The organism is Rheinheimera tilapiae, from assembly GCF_042432165.1.
GTDB lineage: Bacteria > Pseudomonadota > Gammaproteobacteria > Enterobacterales > Alteromonadaceae > Pararheinheimera > Pararheinheimera tilapiae.
Genome location: NZ_JBHLXP010000005.1, coordinates 527824 through 549873, shown reverse-complemented (window position 1 = coordinate 549873; position 22050 = coordinate 527824). Strand labels below are relative to the sequence as shown.

At 50.6% G+C, this 22050-nt stretch carries 20 protein-coding genes and 4 tRNA genes; 14 read left to right on the top strand and 10 right to left on the bottom strand.

Going from position 1 to position 22050, the window contains the following annotated elements:
- Positions 1–70: 70 nt before the first annotated feature.
- A complete protein-coding gene (gene folD, locus ACFFJP_RS18910) occupies positions 71–928 on the bottom strand; it encodes a bifunctional methylenetetrahydrofolate dehydrogenase/methenyltetrahydrofolate cyclohydrolase FolD (protein WP_031571740.1) in 858 nt (285 codons plus the stop codon).
- Between the two features lie 244 nt (positions 929–1172).
- On the opposite strand from folD, the gene ACFFJP_RS18905 reads away from it, so the two are divergent.
- The 4 genes from ACFFJP_RS18905 to ACFFJP_RS18890 all read left to right on the top strand — a co-directional run bounded on the left by ACFFJP_RS18905 (position 1173) and on the right by ACFFJP_RS18890 (position 1577).
- Positions 1173–1249, top strand: a tRNA-Pro gene (locus ACFFJP_RS18905).
- A gap of 35 nt (positions 1250–1284) precedes the next feature.
- Positions 1285–1361: transfer RNA gene (locus ACFFJP_RS18900), tRNA-Arg, on the top strand.
- A gap of 29 nt (positions 1362–1390) precedes the next feature.
- Positions 1391–1466 (top strand) — tRNA-His (locus tag ACFFJP_RS18895).
- Between the two features lie 34 nt (positions 1467–1500).
- Positions 1501–1577 (top strand) — tRNA-Pro (locus ACFFJP_RS18890).
- A 223-nt stretch (positions 1578–1800) separates the two neighbouring features.
- Here the strand turns inward: ACFFJP_RS18890 and fadE are convergent.
- Positions 1801–4263: an acyl-CoA dehydrogenase FadE gene (fadE, locus tag ACFFJP_RS18885; protein WP_377247998.1), complete on the bottom strand. Its 2463-nt coding sequence runs from the start codon at positions 4261–4263 to the stop codon at positions 1801–1803.
- Between the two features lie 225 nt (positions 4264–4488).
- Here fadE and ACFFJP_RS18880 point away from each other — a divergent pair, with 225 nt between their 5' ends.
- Complete coding sequence (locus ACFFJP_RS18880; protein WP_377247995.1) at positions 4489–5262, top strand: class II glutamine amidotransferase; 774 nt, start codon at positions 4489–4491, stop codon at positions 5260–5262.
- A gap of 21 nt (positions 5263–5283) precedes the next feature.
- Here the strand turns inward: ACFFJP_RS18880 and ACFFJP_RS18875 are convergent, their stop codons facing one another.
- The 8 genes from ACFFJP_RS18875 to ACFFJP_RS18840 form a co-directional block, all read right to left on the bottom strand.
- The gene (locus ACFFJP_RS18875; protein ID WP_377247992.1) at positions 5284–6051 is read right to left on the bottom strand and encodes a DUF3108 domain-containing protein; all 768 of its coding nucleotides are present in this window, start codon (positions 6049–6051) and stop codon (positions 5284–5286) included.
- Positions 6038–6682: a phosphoribosylglycinamide formyltransferase gene (gene purN / locus ACFFJP_RS18870; protein WP_377247989.1), complete on the bottom strand. Its 645-nt coding sequence runs from the start codon at positions 6680–6682 to the stop codon at positions 6038–6040. Before purN ends, ACFFJP_RS18875 begins: the two co-directional genes overlap by 14 nt.
- Positions 6683–6684: 2 nt before the next feature.
- Positions 6685–7737 carry a phosphoribosylformylglycinamidine cyclo-ligase gene (purM, locus tag ACFFJP_RS18865; RefSeq protein WP_208932268.1) on the bottom strand — a complete coding sequence of 351 codons (1053 nt, stop codon included), beginning with the start codon at positions 7735–7737 and terminating at the stop codon, positions 6685–6687.
- A gap of 126 nt (positions 7738–7863) precedes the next feature.
- Positions 7864–8271: a hypothetical protein gene (locus ACFFJP_RS18860; protein ID WP_377247983.1), complete on the bottom strand. Its 408-nt coding sequence runs from the start codon at positions 8269–8271 to the stop codon at positions 7864–7866.
- A gap of 2 nt (positions 8272–8273) precedes the next feature.
- Entirely contained in the window at positions 8274–9176 is a 903-nt protein-coding gene (locus ACFFJP_RS18855; RefSeq protein ID WP_377247980.1) for a LysR family transcriptional regulator, read from the bottom strand.
- A gap of 17 nt (positions 9177–9193) precedes the next feature.
- Positions 9194–10159 carry a tRNA 5-methoxyuridine(34)/uridine 5-oxyacetic acid(34) synthase CmoB gene (gene cmoB / locus ACFFJP_RS18850; protein ID WP_377247977.1) on the bottom strand — a complete coding sequence of 322 codons (966 nt, stop codon included), beginning with the start codon at positions 10157–10159 and terminating at the stop codon, positions 9194–9196.
- Positions 10146–10907 (bottom strand): carboxy-S-adenosyl-L-methionine synthase CmoA, encoded by a 762-nt coding sequence (gene cmoA, locus ACFFJP_RS18845; protein WP_377247974.1) that lies wholly within the window; start codon positions 10905–10907, stop codon positions 10146–10148. The genes cmoB and cmoA overlap by 14 nt, the downstream gene beginning before the upstream one ends.
- A gap of 70 nt (positions 10908–10977) precedes the next feature.
- On the bottom strand, positions 10978–11838 hold the full coding sequence (locus tag ACFFJP_RS18840; RefSeq protein WP_512700578.1) for a DUF72 domain-containing protein: 861 nt from the start codon (positions 11836–11838) through the stop codon (positions 10978–10980).
- A gap of 50 nt (positions 11839–11888) precedes the next feature.
- Here ACFFJP_RS18840 and ACFFJP_RS18835 point away from each other — a divergent pair, with 50 nt between their 5' ends.
- From ACFFJP_RS18835 to tolA, 9 genes are all read left to right on the top strand, one after another.
- Positions 11889–14705: a transporter substrate-binding domain-containing protein gene (locus tag ACFFJP_RS18835; RefSeq protein ID WP_377247968.1), complete on the top strand. Its 2817-nt coding sequence runs from the start codon at positions 11889–11891 to the stop codon at positions 14703–14705.
- A gap of 133 nt (positions 14706–14838) precedes the next feature.
- Complete coding sequence (aspS, locus tag ACFFJP_RS18830) at positions 14839–16620, top strand: aspartate--tRNA ligase (RefSeq protein WP_377247965.1); 1782 nt, start codon at positions 14839–14841, stop codon at positions 16618–16620.
- Between the two features lie 114 nt (positions 16621–16734).
- The gene (locus tag ACFFJP_RS18825) at positions 16735–17478 is read left to right on the top strand and encodes a YebC/PmpR family DNA-binding transcriptional regulator (protein WP_377248476.1); all 744 of its coding nucleotides are present in this window, start codon (positions 16735–16737) and stop codon (positions 17476–17478) included.
- Positions 17478–17999 (top strand): crossover junction endodeoxyribonuclease RuvC, encoded by a 522-nt coding sequence (ruvC, locus tag ACFFJP_RS18820; protein ID WP_377247962.1) that lies wholly within the window; start codon positions 17478–17480, stop codon positions 17997–17999. Before ACFFJP_RS18825 ends, ruvC begins: the two co-directional genes overlap by 1 nt.
- A gap of 47 nt (positions 18000–18046) precedes the next feature.
- Positions 18047–18670 (top strand): Holliday junction branch migration protein RuvA, encoded by a 624-nt coding sequence (gene ruvA / locus ACFFJP_RS18815; RefSeq protein ID WP_377247959.1) that lies wholly within the window; start codon positions 18047–18049, stop codon positions 18668–18670.
- A gap of 15 nt (positions 18671–18685) precedes the next feature.
- A complete protein-coding gene (gene ruvB, locus ACFFJP_RS18810) occupies positions 18686–19699 on the top strand; it encodes a Holliday junction branch migration DNA helicase RuvB (protein ID WP_377248473.1) in 1014 nt (337 codons plus the stop codon).
- Between the two features lie 664 nt (positions 19700–20363).
- Positions 20364–21050 carry a protein TolQ gene (gene tolQ / locus ACFFJP_RS18805; protein ID WP_377247956.1) on the top strand — a complete coding sequence of 229 codons (687 nt, stop codon included), beginning with the start codon at positions 20364–20366 and terminating at the stop codon, positions 21048–21050.
- On the top strand, positions 21050–21481 hold the full coding sequence (gene tolR, locus ACFFJP_RS18800; RefSeq protein WP_377247954.1) for a protein TolR: 432 nt from the start codon (positions 21050–21052) through the stop codon (positions 21479–21481). The genes tolQ and tolR overlap by 1 nt, the downstream gene beginning before the upstream one ends.
- 1 nt (position 21482) lies before the next feature.
- On the top strand, positions 21483–22050 hold a 568-nt coding region (tolA, locus tag ACFFJP_RS18795; protein ID WP_377247951.1), incomplete at its 3' end, for a cell envelope integrity protein TolA.

Here is a 22050-nt window from a genome sequence, read left to right as displayed (position 1 = left end):
TTTTATAACCAGGGACGGTTGGTACGCCGCAAACGCAGGAGCAGTTTGTGGCGATTCCAAAGCATTTGCTTTACATGTCATGAAACTGTTCGCAGGCTTCCAGTGTGTTTTCAATCAGACAAGCTACAGTCATCGGGCCTACGCCACCTGGCACCGGGGTAATAAACCGAGCATGTTGTACAGCTTTGTCAAATTCAACGTCACCAACGAGCTTGCCAGAATCTAAACGGTTAATCCCGACGTCGATCACCAGGGCGCCAGGTTTGACCCAGTCGCCCGGGATAAATTCCGGTTTGCCGACAGCAACCACCAATAAGTCAGCGCGGCGAACCTGTTGTTCGAGGTTTTTGGTAAATTTGTGGCAGACCGTAGTGGTGCAACCCGCTAATAACAGCTCCAGCGCCATTGGACGGCCGACAATGTTGGAAGCCCCGACAACCACTGCGTCCATACCGCGAATTTGCACACCGGTCGATTGCAGCAGCTTAATGATGCCTTTCGGTGTACATGGGCGCAGCGCCGGCATGCGCTGGGCTAAACGACCAATATTGTAGGGATGAAAACCGTCGACGTCTTTCAGCGGATTGATACGCTCCAGAATAGTGGAAGCATCTAAACCGGCTGGTAATGGCAGTTGCACCAAAATACCGTCGACACTCGGGTCGGCATTCAACTGGTCAATTAAATCAAATAACTGCTGTTGCGTAGTGTCGGCGGGCAAATCATGCGAAAACTGCACAAAACCGACTTCTTCACAGGCCTTACGTTTACTGCCGACATAAACCTGTGAAGCCGGATCAGCGCCGACTAACACTACGGCAAGGCCTGGTGCCCGTTTGCCGGCAGCCAGTCGTTGCTGGACACGCAACGCGACCTGATTTCGGGTCGCCTGAGCAATTGCTTTACCATCGATTATTTGAGCTGCCATTTGTTCTGCCTGTGATCTGAGTAATATGCTGTGGCGTATTTTCTCACAGGCGATAGGGCAGCGCCAAGTCAATTGCCGGAAGCGCTTCAATTTGTTGATATTTGCAGCGGATTGCCGCTGATTTCTACGGAATTTTCGTAGAAGGTTCAAATAATAAGCAAACGAATCGAAACGGCAAAAAATCGTTTGACGCTTCCTGAGGTGGGTTGTAATATTGCGCCCCGTTGCAGTAGTGTAACGAAGTCGGTGATTAGCGCAGCTTGGTAGCGCACTTGGTTTGGGTCCAAGGGGTCGCAAGTTCGAATCTTGCATCACCGACCATCTTTAAGTAGAGCGCTTCTGTGGCCGCGAGTTCTGCGTCCGTAGCTCAGCTGGATAGAGCAACGGCCTTCTAAGCCGTGGGTCATAGGTTCGAGTCCTATCGGGCGCGCCATTTACTTAAAGAGAACGTTGAAGTCAGCGGTGGCTGTAGCTCAGTTGGTAGAGCCCCGGATTGTGATTCCGGTTGTCGTGGGTTCGAGCCCCATCAGCCACCCCAATTCAGCGTGTTAGTTAGTAAAGAAGAAAAGTGACGGTGATTAGCGCAGCTTGGTAGCGCACTTGGTTTGGGTCCAAGGGGTCGCAAGTTCGAATCTTGCATCACCGACCATCTTCTCAGAGCCCGCAACAGCGGGTTTTTAGTTTTTCTGCAGTTCAATAACATCTCATAGCTTTTTTCCTATAGTGCCTCCAGCTCTGCGCACGCAGTGCTCGCGTTGTCTTGCTTTTTATCACCTGACTAGTGCTGTGATGTGCCGGGTCTTTGGCATCATGGATGCTTTACGGACAGAAAAAAGCCGGCGCAAAGGCCGGCTTAGTTGAGTTGGACAAGTTTAAGCGGCTTGTACCGCAGCTTTCGCGTCTGACTCTAACAGTGACTTGTCTGCCATCATGTCAATTGGGTCGAAGTCGTCGACATTGATGGTTTTTAACCGACCTACTTCAGCCACACGCAGCTTTTCAGCTTCTGCCTGACTGAGAACACCGAGGCTCAGGCCTAGATCTGCAACTTCATTCAAGCGATAGAATGGCAGCTTTTTGTTTGCCGCATGCATCACTTTATCAAACAGCGGTTCGGCGGCCAGAATATCCGTCAGTGCTTTTTCCAGCTGGCCCAGCAGGTTGTTCGGCTCATCGGTCAGATACAAATGGGTCCCCAACCGTGAGCGGGCTTCACATGGTGTTTGCATGATGCGGGCAACCTGATGTTCCACCTGATCGCTTGGACGACGTAACGAACGGCCAAACGGGAATACCACACGTTTAAACAGGATACCCACAGCACGATTTGGGAAGTTATCGAACAACTCATCCAGTGCCAGCTGTGCGCGGTACAGATTGTCTTCACAACCCCATTGCACCAGGGGTAAATCCTGCACCTGACGGCCTTCATCGTTATAACGCTTCAGGATCGATGAAGTGATGTACAGCATACTCAGAATGTCACCCAAACGCGCTGAGATACGCTCACGTCGTTTCAAATCACCACCGAGTGTTGCCATCGCAATATCAGACATCAAAGCTAAGGCAGAGCTGAAACGATTCATTTGTTTATAGTATTTCGCGGTTTCATCCTGAACTGGTGCATGACTGAAGGCACTGTTGGTCAGTGACAGCCAGAAAGTCCGGAAGAAATTGCTGATACTGAAGCCGATATGACCAAACAAGGCACGATCAAATGCGGTGACAGCAGCGCGCTCATCACTCAGCTGTGCGGCCTGCAGTTCAGCCAATACATAAGGATGGCAACGGATCGCGCCCTGACCATAAATGATCATGTTGCGGGTCAGAATGTTGGCACCTTCTACCGTAATGGCTACAGGCGCGCCCTGGTAACCACGGGCCAGATAATTGTTTGGCCCCATACAGATGCCTTTGCCGCCGTGCACATCCATCGCATCGATGATGGCCTGACGCATCCGCTCTGTCATGTGGTATTTAGTGATGGCAGAGATCACCGATGGCTTTTCACCAAGGTCGATAGAACCAACTGACATTGTTGTCGACGCATCTGACATATAGGCATAACCACCAATCCGCGCCATGATTTCTTCCACGCCTTCCATTTTACCGATTGGCAATTTGAACTGACGACGGATCCGGGCATAAGCGCCGGTTGCCAGAGCGACTGACTTGATACCACCGGTGCTGTTTGACGGCAGGGTGATAGCACGACCCACAGACAAACATTCAACCAGCATACGCCAGCCCTGACCAGCCATCGCAGGACCACCAATGATGTAGTCCAGCGGTACAAAGACATCTTGTCCCTGCGTTGGACCATTCTGGAATGGTACGTTCAGTGGAAAATGACGACGACCGATCTTCACGCCTGCGGTGCTGACTGGGATCAAGGCGCAAGTGATGCCTAAATCTTCTTTGTCACCCAGCAGATTGTCTGGATCCTGCAGTTTGAACGCAAGGCCAAGCACAGTCGCGATAGGTGCCAGCGTGATGTAACGTTTGTTCCAGGTCAGGCGCATACCAACAATTTCTTTGCCTTCCCATTCGCCTTTACAGACCACGCCGAAGTCCGGAATAGCACCGGCATCAGAGCCAGCTTCTGGAGATGTTAATGCGAAACAAGGAACTTCCAGACCTTTGGCCAGACGCGGCAGATAATAGTCCTGCTGCTCTTTGGTGCCATAGTGTTGCAGCAGTTCGCCGGGGCCTAACGAGTTTGGTACGCCAACTGTGCTAGACAACACCATGCTCTTACTGGTCAGTTTCTGCAGTACACAAGATTGCGCGTACGCAGAGAACTCAAGGCCACCATATTGCTTTTTGATGATCATGGCGAAGAAGCCCTGATCTTTTAAGTAGGTATAGACTTCCGGCGACAAATCAGTACGTTCATGCGTCACATGCCAGTCATCGACCATCCGCAACACAGTTTCAACCGGACCATCAAGGAAGGCTTGCTCTTCCGCACTTAAGCGTGGTTTTGGGAAATTGTGTAGTTTGTGCCAATCCGGGTTGCCACGAAACAAGTCGCCTTCCCACCAAGTGGTCCCAGCGTCGATGGCTTCTTTTTCGGTGGTGGACATTTCCGGCATGATTTTACGGTACAGTTTCAGCAGAGGCTTGGTGATATGCTGCTGACGAATACTGGCGATGTTCAGCGGTAAAGCAACGGCGGCAAACAGGATCCAGCCAACCAGGCCGACAGTACCAAAGAAGCTGCCGAGGACTAACAAACCACCGATTGCTGCGGTAAACAGCGTCAGACTGGCTCTGTGGTAGGCGAGAATGCCAACCAACACCAGTAATAAAGCGATAAATACGAGTAATTCCATCTTGTTCTCCTGATAAGAGGTCTGACCACTAACAGCGATAGGGTATAAGTCTTGTCGCCAAGTTGCAAGTAGTTCCTGAGCAAGCAGATGCAGTTCCCGCCAAGTGTAGCTGAACAACTGTACAGTTTTGTGGATAACACTTTGGTTATACCGCAGAACTATCTCACGCTGGTCAGATGCAGATTGCGCTGATAGTCTGGCAAGACATCGATTTGGAAGATTTTTATGTGTGAATTGTTAGGGATGTCGGCCAACGTACCGACTGATATTTGTTTTAGTTTTAAAGGGCTACGTGAGCGGGGCGGCAATACTGGCCCGCACAAAGACGGCTGGGGTATCGCTTTTTATCAGGGCAAAGGAGTGTCGACTTTTAAAGATGCGGCAGCGAGTCATCATTCCCGCGTAGCGGAACTTATTACTGATTATCCAATTAAAAGTAATGTGGTGGTTGCTCATGTACGCCAAGCCAATCGGGGGCGGGTGGCGCTGGAGAATACCCATCCTTTTACCCGCGAGCTTTGGGGGCGTTACTGGACATACGCGCACAACGGTCAGCTCAGCGACTACAAACAGTTACCGTGCGGCCAGTTTCAGCCGGTCGGGACAACAGACAGTGAAAGGGCTTTCTGTTTTATTTTATCTGCTCTGGCAGAGAAATATCCGCAGGGGCCAAAAAGCCGGCCACAGCTGTTTGCTTTTGTCAAAAAGCTCTGTGATGGGCTGCGTCAACAAGGTGTGTTTAACTTATTACTGTCTGATGGTGATTATCTGTTTTGTTATTGCAGTACTAAATTGCATCACATCACCCGGCGGGCACCCTTTGGTCTGGCCCGTTTGTCGGATGTTGATGTTGATATCGATTTTACGCGGGAAACCACAGAGCGGGATGTCGTCACTATAGTTGCAACCATGCCGCTGACCTGCAACGAAGCCTGGCAAGCCATGACTACTGGGGAAGCTATTTTATGGAAAGCGGGGGAGATGGTGCGCCGGTTTTAACCGGCGATCTGGCTTTTCAGACTATTGGTTGAACTGGTAACTTTGCAGCTGAACGTCAAATTGTTCAACTTTATCTTCCGCTTGCCACAGTTTGACGAGCAGGTAATCCAGCTCAGGCGCAACCCAGGCCACGACCTGTTTATCCAGGTCTTTGCCAACCCGCTCTACCCGGATGGTTTTGATTTTACCTGCCGGTAGCGTCAACAGCTCTTCGCCGGTGACTTTGTACTGGTAGCTGCGCGAGTCGCCATGTCGGGTCAACACATCAAAGCTGAATTCGGTTTTTCCAGCAGCCAGCTCGACTACCAGCTGACTGTGATAGCTCAGCTGATCCAACCATTGTTCGTTCCATTCCACCGTTTTAGGTGCTTTTTCTTTGCCGGTTAGTAATTCGTGCTTGCTCCAGTCCAGATTGAGCTCATAGTGACGACCCGGACCTGTGCCCCAACGTTTTAATTGGTAAAAAAATGGCTGCAGCCGGCCATCTTTCAGCGCAAAGCGCGAACGTTCGTGGCGTTCATCCTTGAAGATCAACCAAGTGATATTACTTTTATAACCCAGTTCAAAACCTTGCCCCCACGGTTTGAGGTAGCGCTCAGCATCGCCATGCACTTTGCCGGAGCGAAGCACCTGATATTTGGCAGTAAAAGGTTTCAGACCGGCGGTGACCGTGGTGGCGGCAGGCTGCGCAGCAGGCGCGACTACCGGCGTTTGTTGAGCCATGGCTGGTGTCAGCAGGCTCAGGTAAAAAAATGACGCCAGAAGGCGCCATTGTTTATTCATCATCATCAGCATATCCATGCGGTGAAAGGATTTGGCCGTCTAACAATGCCTTATCGGCTTGTTGTTGTAAACGGTCCTGGCAAAACCAGCGGACTACCAAAGGATAGATCCGGTGTTCCTGTTCATGCACACGTGCAGCAACGGCTGACGCGTCATCTTCCGGGAAGACCGGGACCTTCGCCTGCAGCGCCACAGGGCCACCATCGAGTTCGGCAGTGACAAAATGTACGCTGCAGCCATGGACTGAATCCCCGGCATCGATAGCCCGTTGATGGGTGTTGAGGCCCTGGTATTTGGGTAATAATGACGGGTGAATGTTCAGTAACCGACCACTGTAATGTGCGACAAACTCCGGCGTCAGAATCCGCATGAAACCGGCCAGTACCACTAAATCCGGCTGATGCAGGTCAATAGCTTCACACAGTGCCGCATCATAACTTTGCCGGTCTGCGAATTGTTTGTGATCCAGTACCAGTGCCGGCACGCCGGCTTCGGTTGCCCGGGTCAGGCCAAACACATCTGCTTTATTACTAATGACTGCGCTGACACGACCGGCGATGAAGCCGGCCTTGCAGGCGTCGAGAATAGCTTGCAGATTAGAACCACTGCCCGAAATGAGCACAACGATGGATTTCATCGTTATGCGTTCACACCAGGGATCACGACTTGCGCATCACCACTGACGGCTGATTGGATTTCACCAATATGCCAGGCTTTTTCACCGGCTTGTTGCAGCAATTCCAGCGCTTTGTCCAGGTTATCCGGGCTCACCACTACGATCATGCCCACACCGCAGTTAAAAGTGCGGTACATCTCGTAACGGGTCACGTTGCCTTGTTGTTGTAACCAGTCAAAAATGGCTGGCCACTGGTAGCTTTGTTCGTTCACTACCGCTTTGGTGTGCTCTGGCAGAACACGCGGGATGTTTTCCCAGAAACCACCGCCAGTGATGTGACACAGCGCATGCACCGGCAGTTGTTTGATCAGATTCAGCAGGTTTTTCACATAGATGCGAGTTGGCGCTAACAGATGGTCGGCCAGAGATTTTTCACCCAGCAAGGTTTCTGGTGACTGACCGCTGACTTCGAGGATCTTGCGCACTAACGAGAAACCGTTGGAGTGAGGGCCAGAAGAAGCCAGTGCGATCAGCTGATCACCTGGTTTGACCAAGCTACCGTCAATGATCTCGGCTTTTTCCACTACACCGACACAGAAACCGGCGATGTCATAGTCGTCGCCATGATACATGCCAGGCATTTCAGCCGTTTCACCGCCAACCAATGCACAACCAGACAACTCACAACCGCGGGCAATACCTTCAACCACGGTGGCTGCAGTATCGACGTTCAGCTTGCCGGTTGCATAGTAGTCGAGGAAAAACAGCGGCTCTGCGCCCTGAACCACGATGTCGTTGACACACATGGCGACTAAGTCGATGCCGACGCTGTCATGGCGGCCTAAGTCCATTGCCAGACGCAGTTTGGTACCAACACCGTCGGTTCCAGAGACTAAAACCGGTTCTTTATAACCGGCAGGGATTTGACACATAGCGCCAAAACCACCGAGGCCACCAATCACTTCTTTGCGGGTAGTGCGCTTCACCGCACCCTTGATACGATCGACCAGTGCTTCACCGGCATCAATATCGACCCCTGCGTCTTTGTAACTTAATGAAGTTTTTTGTTCGCTCACGGTTATCCTCGATGGCTTGGTTAAATGGGGATAAAAAAACGCGCGCATTTTACCTTGTTTGCCGGCAAGACAAAAGGTTTAATCCGCGCGCGCCGGCACAGGACTGAGCAGTAGCGCTTTGCGTTGTCATTGCATGGCGTTGCTGATTGCCTGGCGAATGTATTCGTTGACGCTTAAATCAGGATTTTTTGTCACCTTGTGGTAGACCAGTGATGCCAGCGGAAATTCTTTGTTGTTATAGTTCAGACTGACATAAGGCGCTGATTCATCACCCGTCTGATGGACCCATTCGCCACCCACGACACTGATAAATACTTGCCCTAAATAGGCGCCGAAGATATTACATAAAGCAAACATGTGCTCATCGGACAGACGCTGCTTTTGCTGCTGATGGGCCACACTGCTGAGGAGCACGTCGACCAGTGGTAAGGACTCAAGGCTAAGGTCTAGTGTGACTTGATGATCTTCCAGAGCATAAGACACTGCATCTTTTGCACTTTGTAACATCAGTTCGGAAAGTTCGGTTGGTTTCATCTTCAGTGTCCTGTTTTGCCATGGGCCGCCAGAATGATCTGGCGCAGTTGCCGGCCACCCGGGCCTAATTTGTCTTCTTTGGGGATCACCAGTGACAGGGGTATTTGCCGCTCAGTGCTTTGTTTTAGTTGTAGCCTGACTAACACGCCGTCTTGCAAGGCTTGTTGTACGATGAAGTCCGGCAGCCAGCAAAAACCTAAGCCGCGTTGCAGGATCACCATCGCTTCATAAAAATTGCCAACAGTCCAGCGTTGCTCCGCTTTCAGCCAACCCGCGTTTTCAGCAGGTTTTTGTCCGGTATCGCGGATCACAATTTGTAAATGTTGTGACAGCTCGTCAGCGTCCAATGCATCAATCTCCGTCAGCGGATGGTCCGGTGCGCAGACCAACACCATATGAGCGATGCATAACGGTTCACTCAAATAACCACGCGGCACCATCGGCGTCGCGGTGATCACCAGATCAGCTTTGGCTTCGAGGATCATTTCCGCGCTGCCGGTGATCACGGTATCGATGATTTGGATCCGGCTGCCACGACTGAGCGGATAAAACTCCGACAGCGCCTGATACAGCTTGTCGCGCGGATAGATAATTTCAACTGCCAGACGCAGTTCAGGCTCCCAGCCCATATCAATATTGGCGGCCAGCAGTTCCAGATCTTCAATTTGCTGCGTCAGCAGACGCGAGCGTCTGAGCATCACTTCGCCGGCGGCGGTCAGAAAAGCTTTGCGTCCAACCACATGTAACAGTTCAACACCAAGCTGATTTTGCAGCTTTGCCACGGCATGATTCAGGCTGGACTGGCTTTTGTTCAGCAACTCAGCTGCTTGCGCGTAACCGCCTGCATCAACCACTGCCTGCAGGATCCGCCATTGTTCTAATGTCGATTTGGGGCGGTACGGCATAAAATTCCTCTGACAGATCAGGCGGTTGCTACAATTACCGCCCGCAGCGGCGCTGGATAGCCTTCAATGGTCTTACTATGATCAGTCGGATCAAGAAAATCAACCAGACTTTCATTTTGCATCCAGTCGGTGGCGCGCTGTTCCTCAATACTGGTCTGATTTAAATCGACCACGCGGATGTCGCGAAAACCGACGCGGGCTAGCCAGAGTTCAAGTGCTGCAGTGCTTGGAATAAACCAGACATTGCGCATTTTGGCGTAGCGGTCGGTCGGTACCAGTACCGTTTGCACATCACCGGGGACCACTAAGGTTTCCAGCACCAGCTGGCCACCTGTACGCAGCTGATTTTTCAGCTGTTGCAGAAAATCCAGCGGAGAGCGGCGGTGGTACAACACACCCATTGAAAACACCGTATCGAAGCTCTTTAATTCCGGCATGTCATCGATGCCGATGGGCAGCAGATGCACCGCCGGATCCGGATGGAAATGCTTAATCGCCTGGAACTGACAGAAGAATAACTGGCTAGGGTCTATACCAACAACCAGCTCAGCGCCGGCACCGCGCATCCGCCACAGGTGATAGCCGCTGCCGCAGCCTACATCCAGTACAGTGCGATGCTGTAACGGCGCCAGATGGGGCAGAACACGGTCCCATTTCCAGTCACTGCGCCACTCGGTGTCAATGTGCAGGCCATGAATATCAAACGGGCCTTTGCGCCATGGCATCAGCTGTTTGAGCAACACTTCAAGGCGCTGACGGGCGCCGTCGGACAACTCCTCAGCCGCACCAATCTGCACTGCCGACTGCAGATTCACTTGTTCTGTTTCTGTTTTGGGCAGGTGTTCCAGCACTTTTTGCCACTGCTTAAAATCGCCGTGTAAGGCTTCTTTGTACCAGTGGCTGAGCTGTGCTGGCAGTACATTAAGCCAGGGCGCCAGTTTGGTTTTGGCGATCAAGGCATAAAAATCATTAAACATTTGCATCGGCAGCACCTTGTTTGATCGCAACCATTGAGCAGAAATTGAAACACTGAAACCAAACGGTCGCGCTGGCAAAACCAGCCGCAGCAAAACGTTGCTGATGTTGTGCCAGCGTGTCTGGCCGCATGACATTTTCCAGCGCAGTGCGCTTCTGACTGATCTCCAGTTCGGAATAACCATTGGCACGTTTAAAATCGTGGTGCAAGTCAATCAGCAAGTCGTGTGTGACGGCGTCGTCGAACACCACTTTTTCAGACAGGATGAAAATACCGCCAGGTTTTAGTCCCTGATAAATTCGGGTAACCAGTGCATCCCGGTCGGCCTTCGGCAAAAATTGCAGCGTAAAATTACTGACCACCATAGCTGCATTATCAATAGCCAAATCGCGGATATCACCCAGCTGAACTTCTAATGGCACGTCGCTGCGAAAAGCATGCAAATGCATCCGACAACGCTCAACCATCGCCGGGCTGTTATCGACTGCAATGATTTTACTGCTGCTGTCGCTGAGCTGCCGGCGCATTGCTAAACTTGCGGCGCCCAGAGAGCAGCCCAAGTCGTAATAATTGCTGCTGGCTTGCTGATAACGTTGCGTCAGTTTACCGATGGTCTGGATAATAGTTTGATATCCAGGTACGGAGCGCTGGATCATGTCCGGAAATACTTCGACGACATCAGCGTCGAAACAGAAGTCCTGAACCTGTGCCAGTGGCTCGGCGTAAATTGAATCTTTTTGTATCATGTTTTGCATCACAACGCGGGATAAAAGCTGGCGAAATCAGTGGTCATAGTAGCAAAAAGCCGCTCGCTTGGGCACAACTTCAGAACAGGCTATTTTGGCTTGGGGCTAGTTCGCCGGGCCAAGGACTTAGTACTGGATGGTCTTCGCCACACAGTTCAAACAATTCCCGGGCAAACTGCCGCGCTAATAATGGTGCGCTGATATTGTCTTCGGTATGGAAAAACGCATAAGGCGTTCGACCTTCATCGAGCCACTGAGCCATTTTATGCAACCAAGGCTGATAAAAAGGTCGGTTCGCTGCGAGGTTCGATATACCGATAAAACGAAACATCGGTGTTGGCCCAAGCGCGCAAACGTGAACGGGAAGGCGCGGTTTTTTCTGTTGCGCATCGATCAGTGCTGCGCTAAGAGGGGCCTGTGCGAATAAAGATCGACTGTCGAGAATGACCCGTTCGCACTCTGTCTGCCGTAACAACTGATGGAGTTGTTGCTCAGCTTCGCCTTTGTTAAAAAACGCCGGTTGCCTGACTTCAACGGCGACCGGGCTAAACTGACGCAACTGCTGCAATAACGGGAGGAAATCAGCATCCGCAGTCACCAGATATTGGGCAGAGAGCTGTAAATGAGACAAGCCTATCTGAGTGCGCAGTGGCTGCAATAAATCCAGCCATTGTGCCAGTGCAACAGCACGTTCGGCGCCTCGCAGTCGGTGACTGATTTGTTGCGGAACTTTGAATGTGAAGCGAAATCCTGCATTGGCCAGCGTTTGCCAACGTAAAACAGTTGCGGCGGAAGGATTTGCATAGAATGTGGTATTGCCTTCTACTGCATTGAAATATCGGCTGTATTGGACTAAAAAGTCTGAAGAGGGGCAACCGGCATCAAACAGGCTGCCGCGCCATTGATCGTTTGCCCACATCGGGCAGCCCAGATAATACATAATAACAAGTCCGGCCTGGCAAACAGCGCCTGATGTTCAGAGAGTGCAATTTGAAGCATATCATAACGGTCATTTTTATGTTGTGCAGCCTGTGGACTGTGGCTGCACCGCTGAAAGCTCCAGATCCGGTGCTGACATCGGGGCGACTGGTTGTTGGCACCAACGACGATATATACCCTTATGTCTACTCTGACAATCAACAAAAACCGGTCGGTCTGGTGATCGATTTGTGGCATCAGCTGGCAAATACCGCCGGTTTAACTCTGGAGATCCGGGTATTGCCCCGGGTCCAACTCGCCACCGCGCTGGCCAATGGTGACATCGATGTTGTGGCAGGCCTGAGCCGTAATCCGGAACGTGAACAACAATATTTATTGGGGCCGACGCTGGTCAATGTCTATAGCAACGTGTTTGTCCACCGCGACCTGAATAATGTTAACCAGCTACAGCAACTGAAACCCTATCTGATCGGCGCCTTACAACAATCAGCAAATAGCGTCTCATTGCGCCAGGCCGTGCCGGGCTTGATTGTCCGTGAGTTCGCATTACAAGACGACTTATACAACGCAGCGCTCAATGGTGAGCTCCGCGCTTTCACCGCGCAAGATCGCTTAAGCCCGCGATTTGATCGAATTAAAGAACTCCAGGAGCAATTCCCGTTATATCGCAAACTGCCTTTGCAAAAAATCGAACTGACCTATGCAGTATTGCGCAATCGCCCAGCGCTGGCCGCGCATCTCGGACAAGCTTATGCCGCTTTACCTGAAGGTTTTGTCGAAAAACTGGAGCGTCGCTGGCTCAGTGGCATCAGTGACGAAAATACCGTACTGGTGGCAATGGCAGAGGGCAATCCACCCCTGATGAATGTGACCCCCAATGGGCTTCCGCAGGGTTTGTTGGTTGATCTGTGGCAACTTTGGTCGGATCAAACGGGGATCCCGATTGCGATGGTGCCAGAGACCACCACCGAAGGTCTAAAAACACTGCGCCAAGGCCGGGTCGATGCGCATATGGGCTTCCCGGTTGCCGGCAAAACTCCCGAAGGTGTTCGGCAGGTCTGGCCGGTCTATCGACTGATGTCATCGTTTTATTACAGTGCCGGCCAGAAGTTTACCGACATCACTCAGGTGAGTTTGCCGATCGGTGTGTTTGCTGCCGCATCGTACGTTGAGAAATTGCGACAGGATTATCCGGTATTGCAAATCCGCAGTTTTGAAAAGCTGGAGGAAATGATCCGCGCCTTTGAACGCAATGAAATCTCAGGTTTTTTTATTTCAGATTTAGTCATGCAGCATCGTGTTCTGCAAACGAATGCGAATGCCTACAAAAAACTCGAGCAACCACGTTATCAGACCGAACTGCAGGTTCTGGTGTCTGCCGACGATAACAAGCTGGCAGATAAACTCAGGCAGGGATTTCAGGCCATTACGCAAGATCAACTGGAAACCATTGAAAAACGCTGGCTGGCGCGGCCGGAGACAGGATTTTACAATAGTTTTCGTCAGCAAGTGCCTTTGTCACCTCAAGCACAGGAATGGCTGAAAAATCATCACAGCATCCGCGTCGGCGTGATGGCGAACTGGCCGCCGATGGAGTTTGTCGATCAGGATGGCGTGTTTAAAGGTGTGACGCAGGATATTCTGACCAAGCTGAATCAGCGGCTTGGAACTGAATTGGTGGCGGTTCCTTATTTTGACTGGCAGCTGCTGGTGCAGGATTTTCTCGATGGCAAACTCGATATGATTGCCAATATGGCTGATACGCCGGAGCGTAAAAAACAAGCGAATTTCAGCCTGAATTTCTGGCCTTCACAATGGGCCTTGCTGAGTCTGGGGCACACAGCTTCAGTCGCATCGATGCGTGAATTGAGCGGCAGCTCAGTGGCAATCGAAAAAGACTACGATATCAATCTGTTATTACAGCAGCAATTCCCGGAGATTAAAATTGTGCCGACGTCACATTATGACGAGAGCCTCGAACTGTTGCAGCAAGGGCAGGTGAATTACGCGATTGACACGCTGATGGTCACTGGCGGCACTTTGCGCAAACCGGAATACAGCAATTTGCGCATGCATTTGCCGGCAGACATGCCGGTGACGCCGTCATTGTTTGCTGTACGTAAAGATTATCCATTGTTATTACAGATCATTGATCAGGGACTCAGAACCTTGTCGGAAGCCGATCGGACAGAGATCCGCAACCGCTGGTTCCTGTTGGATTTTGATCCCGATTTAGCTCAGGACCGGGTCTACACTTTGGTATTGCAGGTCGTCGGCGCAGGTCTCTTGCTGTTTGCTGTGGTGTTTTTCTGGAATATGTCACTGCGCCGTGAAGTGGGGTTACGCCGTGACATGGAACAAAAAATGCGTTTTATGGCCACACACGATGATCTGACTCAGCTGGCCAACCGTGCCTTATTGCAGGAGCGTTTGGAGCAGGCGGTGATGCAACATGCACGGCATCAGGAAAAGCTGGCTTTGTTATTTATTGATTTAGATGGCTTTAAAGCAGTCAATGACAGTTTTGGCCACGATGTCGGCGACGAATTGCTGACCCGGGTGGCCGCAATGCTGAAATATTGCGTGCGTAAAAGTGACACTGTGGCCCGTTTTGGTGGCGATGAATTTGTCGTGTTATTGACCGGTTTATTAGATCGGGATGATGCAGCGATCGTGGCTGAGAAAATTTTGCTACAGCTAGCTGAGCCGGTGCAATTGTCGGTGAGTCAAGTGAAAGTAGGTGCCAGTATCGGTATCGCTTTGTATCCGGACGATGGCATCGACAGCAACGGTTTATTGAAATCTGCGGATAGTCTGATGTACCTGGCCAAACAAAGCGGCAAGGGTCAGTACCGATTCAGCCGCTGAGATGCATTGAACACCTAAGTGGCTTTCTGTCCAGATTGGCGATTTGGGGCCGTGACATTGTCGATCATTTCTATATAATTGGCGCTCATTTTTCCGCTGTAAGCGCAGCTCGACCGGTTTAAAGGATAAGTTCATGCGTAGCCATTATTGCGGTGCACTCACCGCGCAACACGTAGGTCAACAGGTTTCATTGTGTGGTTGGGTCAATCGTCGCCGTGATCTGGGCGGATTGATTTTCGTTGATTTACGTGACCGTGAAGGTCTGGTACAGGTGTTCTTTGATCCGGATCTGACCGAGTTGTTCGCTCAGGCTGGCGAATTACGTGCTGAATTTTGCGTAAAAATCGAAGGCAATGTCAGAGCGCGGCCGGATTCTCAGGTCAACGCCGACATGGCGACAGGTGCTGTTGAAGTCTATGCATCAAGCCTGTCCATTCTGAATAAATCGCCGGCCTTACCGCTGGACTTTAACCAAAACAATTCTGAAGAGCAGCGGCTGAAATACCGTTATCTCGATTTGCGTCGCCCATTGATGAGTGATCGCCTTAAATTCCGTGCCAAGGTCACCAGTTTTGTCCGTAACTTCATGGACAGCCATGGTTTTATGGATATCGAAACACCAATCCTGACCAAAGCCACGCCAGAAGGTGCCCGCGATTATCTGGTACCAAGCCGCACCCACAAAGGCCAGTTTTTTGCACTGCCGCAATCACCGCAGCTGTTTAAACAACTGCTGATGATGGCTGGCATGGACCGTTATTATCAAATCGTCAAATGCTTCCGCGATGAAGATTTGCGGGCAGACCGTCAGCCTGAATTCACCCAAATCGATATCGAAACCAGTTTTATGACTGCGGTTGAAGTTCGTGCGGTCACTGAAAAAATGGCGCGTCAGCTGTTTAACGAGATGCTGCAGGTGGATCTCGGCGAGTTCCCGCAAATGACTTACAACGAAGCAATGCGTTTGTATGGTTCAGACAAGCCGGATCTGCGTAACCCAATGTCGTTTGTCGACATTGCGGATTTAGTGAAAGATGTTGAATTTAAAGTGTTTTCTGGCCCAGCTAATGACCCGAAAGGCCGGGTAGTCGCACTGAAAGTGCCAGGCGCTGCTGAAAAGGTTTCGCGGAAAGACATTGATGGTTATACCGCTTTTGTTGGTATCTATGGCGCCAAAGGTCTGGCCTGGCTGAAAGTGAACGACATCAATGCCGGCGTAGAGGGTATTCAGTCACCGGTCGCGAAGTTCCTGACTCCGGAAATTATTGCTGAAGTGCTGACACGTACCGGCGCACAAAATGGCGACCTGATTTTCTTCGGTGCCGACCGTTATAAAGTGGTGTGTGAAGCGATGGGTGCATTGCGCCTGAAACTGGGCGAAGAACTTGGCCTGACTGTGCCGGGCTGGCGTCCACTGTGGGTCATTGATTTCCCAATGTTTGAAGAAAACGATGACGGCAGCTTCTCCGCCGTGCATCACCCATTTACCTCGCCACTGGATACAGATGCTTTCCTCAATACGCCAATGGCTGAGTTAGATCTGGGCAATTTGCTGTCAAATGCCTACGACATGGTGTTAAACGGTACTGAGCTGGGTGGTGGTTCTGTGCGGATCCATTCTTCAGACGTGCAGGCTAAAGTCTTCCAGTTACTGGGCATCAGCGATGAAGAAGCGGCTGAAAAGTTTGGCTTCCTGCTGGAAGCGCTGCGCTACGGTGCGCCACCGCATGCCGGTCTGGCCTTTGGTCTGGACCGTCTGGTGATGCTGATGACCGGTGCTACCTCTATTCGTGATGTGATGGCGTTCCCGAAAACGGCAACAGCTGCTTGTCCATTAACGGACGCACCAGGATTCGCCAATCCACAACAGCTTGCTGAGCTTAGTGTTCAGGTTGTGATTAAAGAACAGAAATAAGAAGCTGTGAATAAACAGTAAAACGGCGACTTTGGTCGCCGTTTTTATCTGTATCGCCGCGATACATTGATTGTTGGGCCGGAACTTTGTTTTCGGCTGATGAAGGAGACCATGATGGCCGGACATAGTAAATGGGCCAATATGAAGCACCGCAAGGCGCGTCAGGATGCCAAAAAAGTCAAAATATTCACTAAGTTGATCCGCGAATTGACCGTAGCGGCCAAACAAGGCCCGGATCCGGATGGTAATCCGCGTTTACGCACCGCCATCGCTAAGGCTTTAGTGAATAACCTATCGCGTGATGTGATAGATCGCGCGGTCAAACGTGGCGCCGGCGATAGTGACGGTGAGAACTTTGAAGAGCTGGTGTACGAAGGCTATGGCCCGAATGGTGTCGCCATCATCGTCGAAACGCTGACCGACAATCATAAAAGAACCGTGCAGGATGTACGTAGCGCCTTCACTAAATATGGTGGCAACTTAGGTACCAACGGTTCGGTTTCTTACCTGTTCAGTCGTCAGGGCATGCTGAGTTTTGCTCCCGGCGTCAATGAAGATCAGTTGATGGAGCTTGCACTGGATGCCGGCGCTGATGATGTGGTGATGCATGATGATGGTTCTGCTGAAGTGCTCACTACCCCCGAGGCTTTTGTCGACGTGAAAGAACGCTTAGAACAGGCTGGTTTAGTGGCGGAGCACGCTGAAGTCAGTCTGGTGCCGTCGACCAAAGCCGAAATCGATGCGGATACTGTGGTGAAATTCTTTAAACTGATTGATATGCTTGAAGATTTTGATGACGTACAAAACGTATATCACAACGCCGACATCGCTGATGACGTGCTGGCGCTGGTAGAATAGTGAATATTATTCTGGGGATTGACCCGGGGAGTCGGCTGACTGGTTACGGCGTGATCCGTCAGCACGGCAGCAAATTTGAATACATTGCCAGCGGCTGTATCCGGATGACGCTGACTGAGATGCCGGATCGGCTGAAACAAATCTTTGACGGTGTCAGCCAGATTATTCAGCAAACGAAGCCGACCGTGTTTGCGATAGAGCAGGTTTTTATGGCTCGTAATCCGGATTCAGCGCTGAAACTAGGTCAGGCCCGCGGTGCCGCAATCGTTGCGGCCAAATTTGCCGATCTTGAGGTTTACGAATACTCAGCCCGTCAGGTCAAGCAGTCCGTGGTTGGGACTGGCGCTGCTGCGAAAGAACAGGTGCAGCATATGGTCAGGTCTTTGCTAAAGTTGCCGGCAAACCCGCAGGCGGATGCCGCCGACGCCTTGGCTGTGGCATTGTGCCATGGCCATACGCAACAAAGTTTGATCCATCTGGCCGGCCAGGCCAGCAAGACGGTGCGTGGCCGCTTGCGTTAATGTAACTTAAGACAAATCCTTCTAACGAAGTATTCAGGCAGGTATTCATGATTGGGCGGTTACGCGGTGTGGTGCTGGAAAAGCAGGCGCCGGAAATTTTATTGGAAGTGGGCGGTGTCGGTTATGAAGTTCAGTTGCCACTGACCAGTTTTTACAGTCTGCCTGCAACCGGTCAGGAAGCGGTTATTTATACTCATTTTGTCGTGCGCGAAGATGCACAGTTGCTGTACGGTTTCAGTTCGGTCGCCGAGCGCAGTCTGTTTCGGCAGTTGATTAAAGCGAACGGGATTGGTCCGAAAATGGCGCTGACTATTTTATCAGGCCTGACAGCCAGTCAGTTTGTCCGATGCGTGCAGGCCAACGATATCAGCACGTTAGTGAAACTCCCCGGAGTCGGCAAAAAGACAGCCGAACGGCTGTTAGTGGAAATGCGCGACCGGTTAAAAGACTGGGGACTCAATATTGACACTCCGGTCACCGATCACCTGGTGCTGGGCGATGATGAAGTCCAACAATTTGCATTGCAGGACAGTCCAGAGCAGGATGCAGTCGGCGCCTTGCTGAGTCTTGGTTATAGTCAATCTCAAGCCGCTGCGGCGGTTAAAAAAGTATTCAAATCAGAGCTCAGCAGCGAACAGCTGATCAAAGCTGCACTCAAATCAATGATTTAAGAAAAGGCCAGAATGATGATCGAAGCGGATCGCTTAGTAGCGCCGACAGCGCGCATTGAAGAAGAAGTGATAGATCGGGCGATCCGGCCCAAGTCGCTGGCCGATTACACTGGTCAGGATCACGTGCGGGCACAAATGGCGATTTTTATCGAAGCGGCGCGGGGTAGGGCAGAGCCACTGGATCATTTACTTATTTTCGGTCCACCTGGTTTGGGTAAAACCACGCTGGCGATGATTGTCGCGAATGAAATGGGCGTGAATATTAAACAAACCTCTGGACCTGTGCTGGAAAAAGCTGGCGATTTAGCCGCACTGTTAACTAATCTCGAACCGAATGATGTGTTGTTTATCGACGAGATCCATCGGTTAAGCCCAGTGGTCGAAGAGATCCTGTACCCGGCGATGGAAGACTATCAGCTGGATATCATGATTGGCGAAGGACCGGCCGCGCGCTCGATTAAATTGGATTTACCGCCTTTTACGTTGGTTGGTGCTACTACGCGTGCCGGCGCTCTGACTTCACCCTTGCGGGACCGGTTCGGTATCGTGCAGCGGCTGGAGTTCTATAAAACAGCGGAGCTTGCCACTATCGTGCAGCGTTCGGCAGATTTTTTGAATTTACCGCTGGACCTGGCCGCTGCCACAGAGATCGCCCGGCGTTCACGCGGCACGCCGCGTATTGCCAACCGTCTATTGCGCCGGGTGCGCGACTACGCTCAGGTAAAATCTCAAGGCAAGGTCGATGTGGATATCGCCAATCAGGCCCTATTGATGGTCGATGTTGACGCACATGGTTTTGACTATATGGACCGTAAGCTGATGCTGGCGATCATTGAAAAGTTTATGGGCGGACCGGTCGGTCTCGATAACCTGGCAGCTGCGATCGGGGAAGAAAAGGAAACCATTGAAGATGTCATCGAGCCTTATCTGATCCAGCAAGGCTTTATTCAGCGCACGCCGCGCGGCCGGATTGTGTCCGCGCATGCCTATCGTCATTTTGGTTTTGGTCTGCCGAAACAGGACAGCTGAATAGGTTTAGATACGCCGCTGTGACCCCGCTGCGGCAAAGTCTTGCCATTTAATTTGCTGAATTTCAGACAAAAAAAACCCGCTCAGGGAGCGGGCAATGCAACAAGTTGAAGTAAGACTTCAAAAAATCCAGGGAACATGTTGAGCAACCCGGCAGATGGAACATCTACCCAATCGCTCTGTGAACTTCACTACAATCCAAAACCCTCGGTCTGGACCGTTGCGCTAGTGGAGAACACGCTGCGCATTCTAGAGATTTAGAATATTTACTTCAAACTAGAAAAATTGCCCTGATCAATTAAAATAACTAATGCGAATATTCATGCAGAATTCATGAATATTAAGTTGTAATAATTAGAAGCTACGTATAGCGCGCCTTGCGAGATACATTGAAATTGGTAAGACCAATGATTGCATTAATAAAAGTACTGTTTATGATATGGGCAGGAAATTGCCACCTGCCGTTAAATTCAGGTGATTCATCGCGGATTCAGGAACTTTCGCTGAATCTGCATGGACTGAATGCATTCGACGGTAGCCGGCTTTTGTCAGTTCTGAAATTTTTTTACAAATGCCGACAGTGCGCTGTTGAGTTAAACACGGGTGTCCAATATCATAGCGCCCAAATTTCTAGCCTTTTTCAGATGTTCAGAGGTGTTTCCCGGTGGCAGGCCAGCTTTCAGTCCTAAGTCTTATTCTCGAAGCCAGTATCGTTGTAAAAATTGTCATGTTGATACTGATGACCGCTTCTATTGTGTCTTGGGCCATGATCATTCAGCGCAATAAAGCGTTGAGCCAGGCGCTGGATGAAAGCAAAAAGTTTGAGGACCGATTCTGGTCCGGAATCGACTTATCCAAGCTCTATAACGAAGTCAGTGCGCGGGCCAGCGTGACGGGTATGGAATCTCTGTTCAAAGCCGGTTTTAAAGAGTTTGCCCGTTTACATAAAACGTCAGCACGCTCACCAGGTGCCGTGATGGAAGGGACCCAGCGCGCAATGCGTGTAGGACTTTCCCGTGAAGTAGAGCGTCTGGAAGCGCATTTACCATTTTTAGCGACAGTTGGCTCGATCAGTCCGTATATCGGTTTATTCGGTACAGTCTGGGGGATCATGAATGCGTTCATGGCACTTGGCGCTGTACAACAAGCAACATTAGCGATGGTTGCGCCACCGATTGCGGAAGCTTTGATCGCAACAGCGATCGGTTTATTCGCAGCGATCCCTGCCGTTATCGCCTACAACAAGTTCTCTCACAGCGTCGAACAGCTGGAAAACTCTTATGCGAACTTTGTTGAAGAGTTCTCCAATATCCTGCACCGCCAGGCTGTCAGCAGCGGAGACAGTCACTGATGTACGTGCGTAAAAAACGCCGGATGGTGGCGGAGATTAACGTAGTCCCGTATATCGACGTGATGTTGGTGTTGATGGTTATTTTCATGGTTACTACACCCATCATTACACAGGGCGTGAAGGTCGAGCTGCCAAAATCCAAAGCAGAACCTATCGAACAGATGAAAGACAACAAAACGCCGATAGTTGCGACTATTGACGAAGCAGGGCTGTATTACTTCGAGAAAGACAGTGTGCAGAAAGGGCCGTTTAACGCTGAAGCGTTGCAGGCAGAAGTCATGAGCACGCTGACGATTGAACCTGGTACACAGGTTATCATCAAAGCCGATGGCCGGGTTGACTACAACGCGGTGATTCAATTACTGAATATGTTGAAGGAAGCTGGCGCCCCTGCGGTCGGTTTGATGACTGAAGACGTGGAGTCTAAGTAAGATGGAACCGGCGTTTAAAAAGGCGCTGCAGATATCAGCGTCTCTTCATCTTGCATTGTTGTTGGCGATGTTTATCAATTTCAGCTTTTTTGATAAACATGAGGTGATTGAAGTGCCATTGTATTCGGCGTCGAATGCGCCGTTGCAGGCTAGTGTCGTTGAAAATCCCAATCTGAAAGAAGCTGACAAGCCCACACGCAAAAAGCCGGAACCTAAAAAAGAACCGCCAAAACCTGAACCAAAACCTGAGCCTGAAGAAGATCCGCAGGAAGAGCTACAAAAACTGGAAGAAGAGCGGAAAATTCAGGAACAGAAAGAGATTCAGGTCAAGAAGAAACAGGAAGAAGCAAAAAAGAAAAAAGAAGAAGCTGATATTGCGCTGAAAAAGAAAAAAGAAAAAGAAAAGCTGGATAAACAGAAAAAAGAAGAAGAGCGCAAAAAAGAGCTGGCTGAAAAGAAGAAAAAAGAAGAATTAGCGAAAAAGAAAAAAGAAGAAGATCTGAAGAAAAAGAAAGAAGCAGAGGCGAAGAAGAAAGCTGAAGCACTGAAGAAGAAAAAAGCCGAAGAGA

What these genes read in the sequence shown, in the direction of transcription:
- folD (WP_031571740.1), bottom strand. Translation starts at nt 928, where the DNA reads ATGGCAGCTCAAATAATCGATGGTAAAGCAATTGCTCAGGCGACCCGA.
- fadE (WP_377247998.1), bottom strand. Translation starts at nt 4,263, where the DNA reads ATGGAATTACTCGTATTTATCGCTTTATTACTGGTGTTGGTTGGCATT.
- ACFFJP_RS18880 (WP_377247995.1), top strand. Translation starts at nt 4,489, where the DNA reads ATGTGTGAATTGTTAGGGATGTCGGCCAACGTACCGACTGATATTTGT.
- ACFFJP_RS18875 (WP_377247992.1), bottom strand. Translation starts at nt 6,051, where the DNA reads ATGATGATGAATAAACAATGGCGCCTTCTGGCGTCATTTTTTTACCTG.
- purN (WP_377247989.1), bottom strand. Translation starts at nt 6,682, where the DNA reads ATGAAATCCATCGTTGTGCTCATTTCGGGCAGTGGTTCTAATCTGCAA.
- ACFFJP_RS18860 (WP_377247983.1), bottom strand. Translation starts at nt 8,271, where the DNA reads ATGAAACCAACCGAACTTTCCGAACTGATGTTACAAAGTGCAAAAGAT.
- ACFFJP_RS18855 (WP_377247980.1), bottom strand. Translation starts at nt 9,176, where the DNA reads ATGCCGTACCGCCCCAAATCGACATTAGAACAATGGCGGATCCTGCAG.
- cmoB (WP_377247977.1), bottom strand. Translation starts at nt 10,159, where the DNA reads ATGCAAATGTTTAATGATTTTTATGCCTTGATCGCCAAAACCAAACTG.
- cmoA (WP_377247974.1), bottom strand. Translation starts at nt 10,907, where the DNA reads ATGCAAAACATGATACAAAAAGATTCAATTTACGCCGAGCCACTGGCA.
- ACFFJP_RS18840 (WP_512700578.1), bottom strand. Translation starts at nt 11,838, where the DNA reads ATGTATTATCTGGGCTGCCCGATGTGGGCAAACGATCAATGGCGCGGC.
- aspS (WP_377247965.1), top strand. Translation starts at nt 14,839, where the DNA reads ATGCGTAGCCATTATTGCGGTGCACTCACCGCGCAACACGTAGGTCAA.
- ACFFJP_RS18825 (WP_377248476.1), top strand. Translation starts at nt 16,735, where the DNA reads ATGGCCGGACATAGTAAATGGGCCAATATGAAGCACCGCAAGGCGCGT.
- ruvA (WP_377247959.1), top strand. Translation starts at nt 18,047, where the DNA reads ATGATTGGGCGGTTACGCGGTGTGGTGCTGGAAAAGCAGGCGCCGGAA.
- ruvB (WP_377248473.1), top strand. Translation starts at nt 18,686, where the DNA reads ATGATCGAAGCGGATCGCTTAGTAGCGCCGACAGCGCGCATTGAAGAA.
- tolR (WP_377247954.1), top strand. Translation starts at nt 21,050, where the DNA reads ATGTACGTGCGTAAAAAACGCCGGATGGTGGCGGAGATTAACGTAGTC.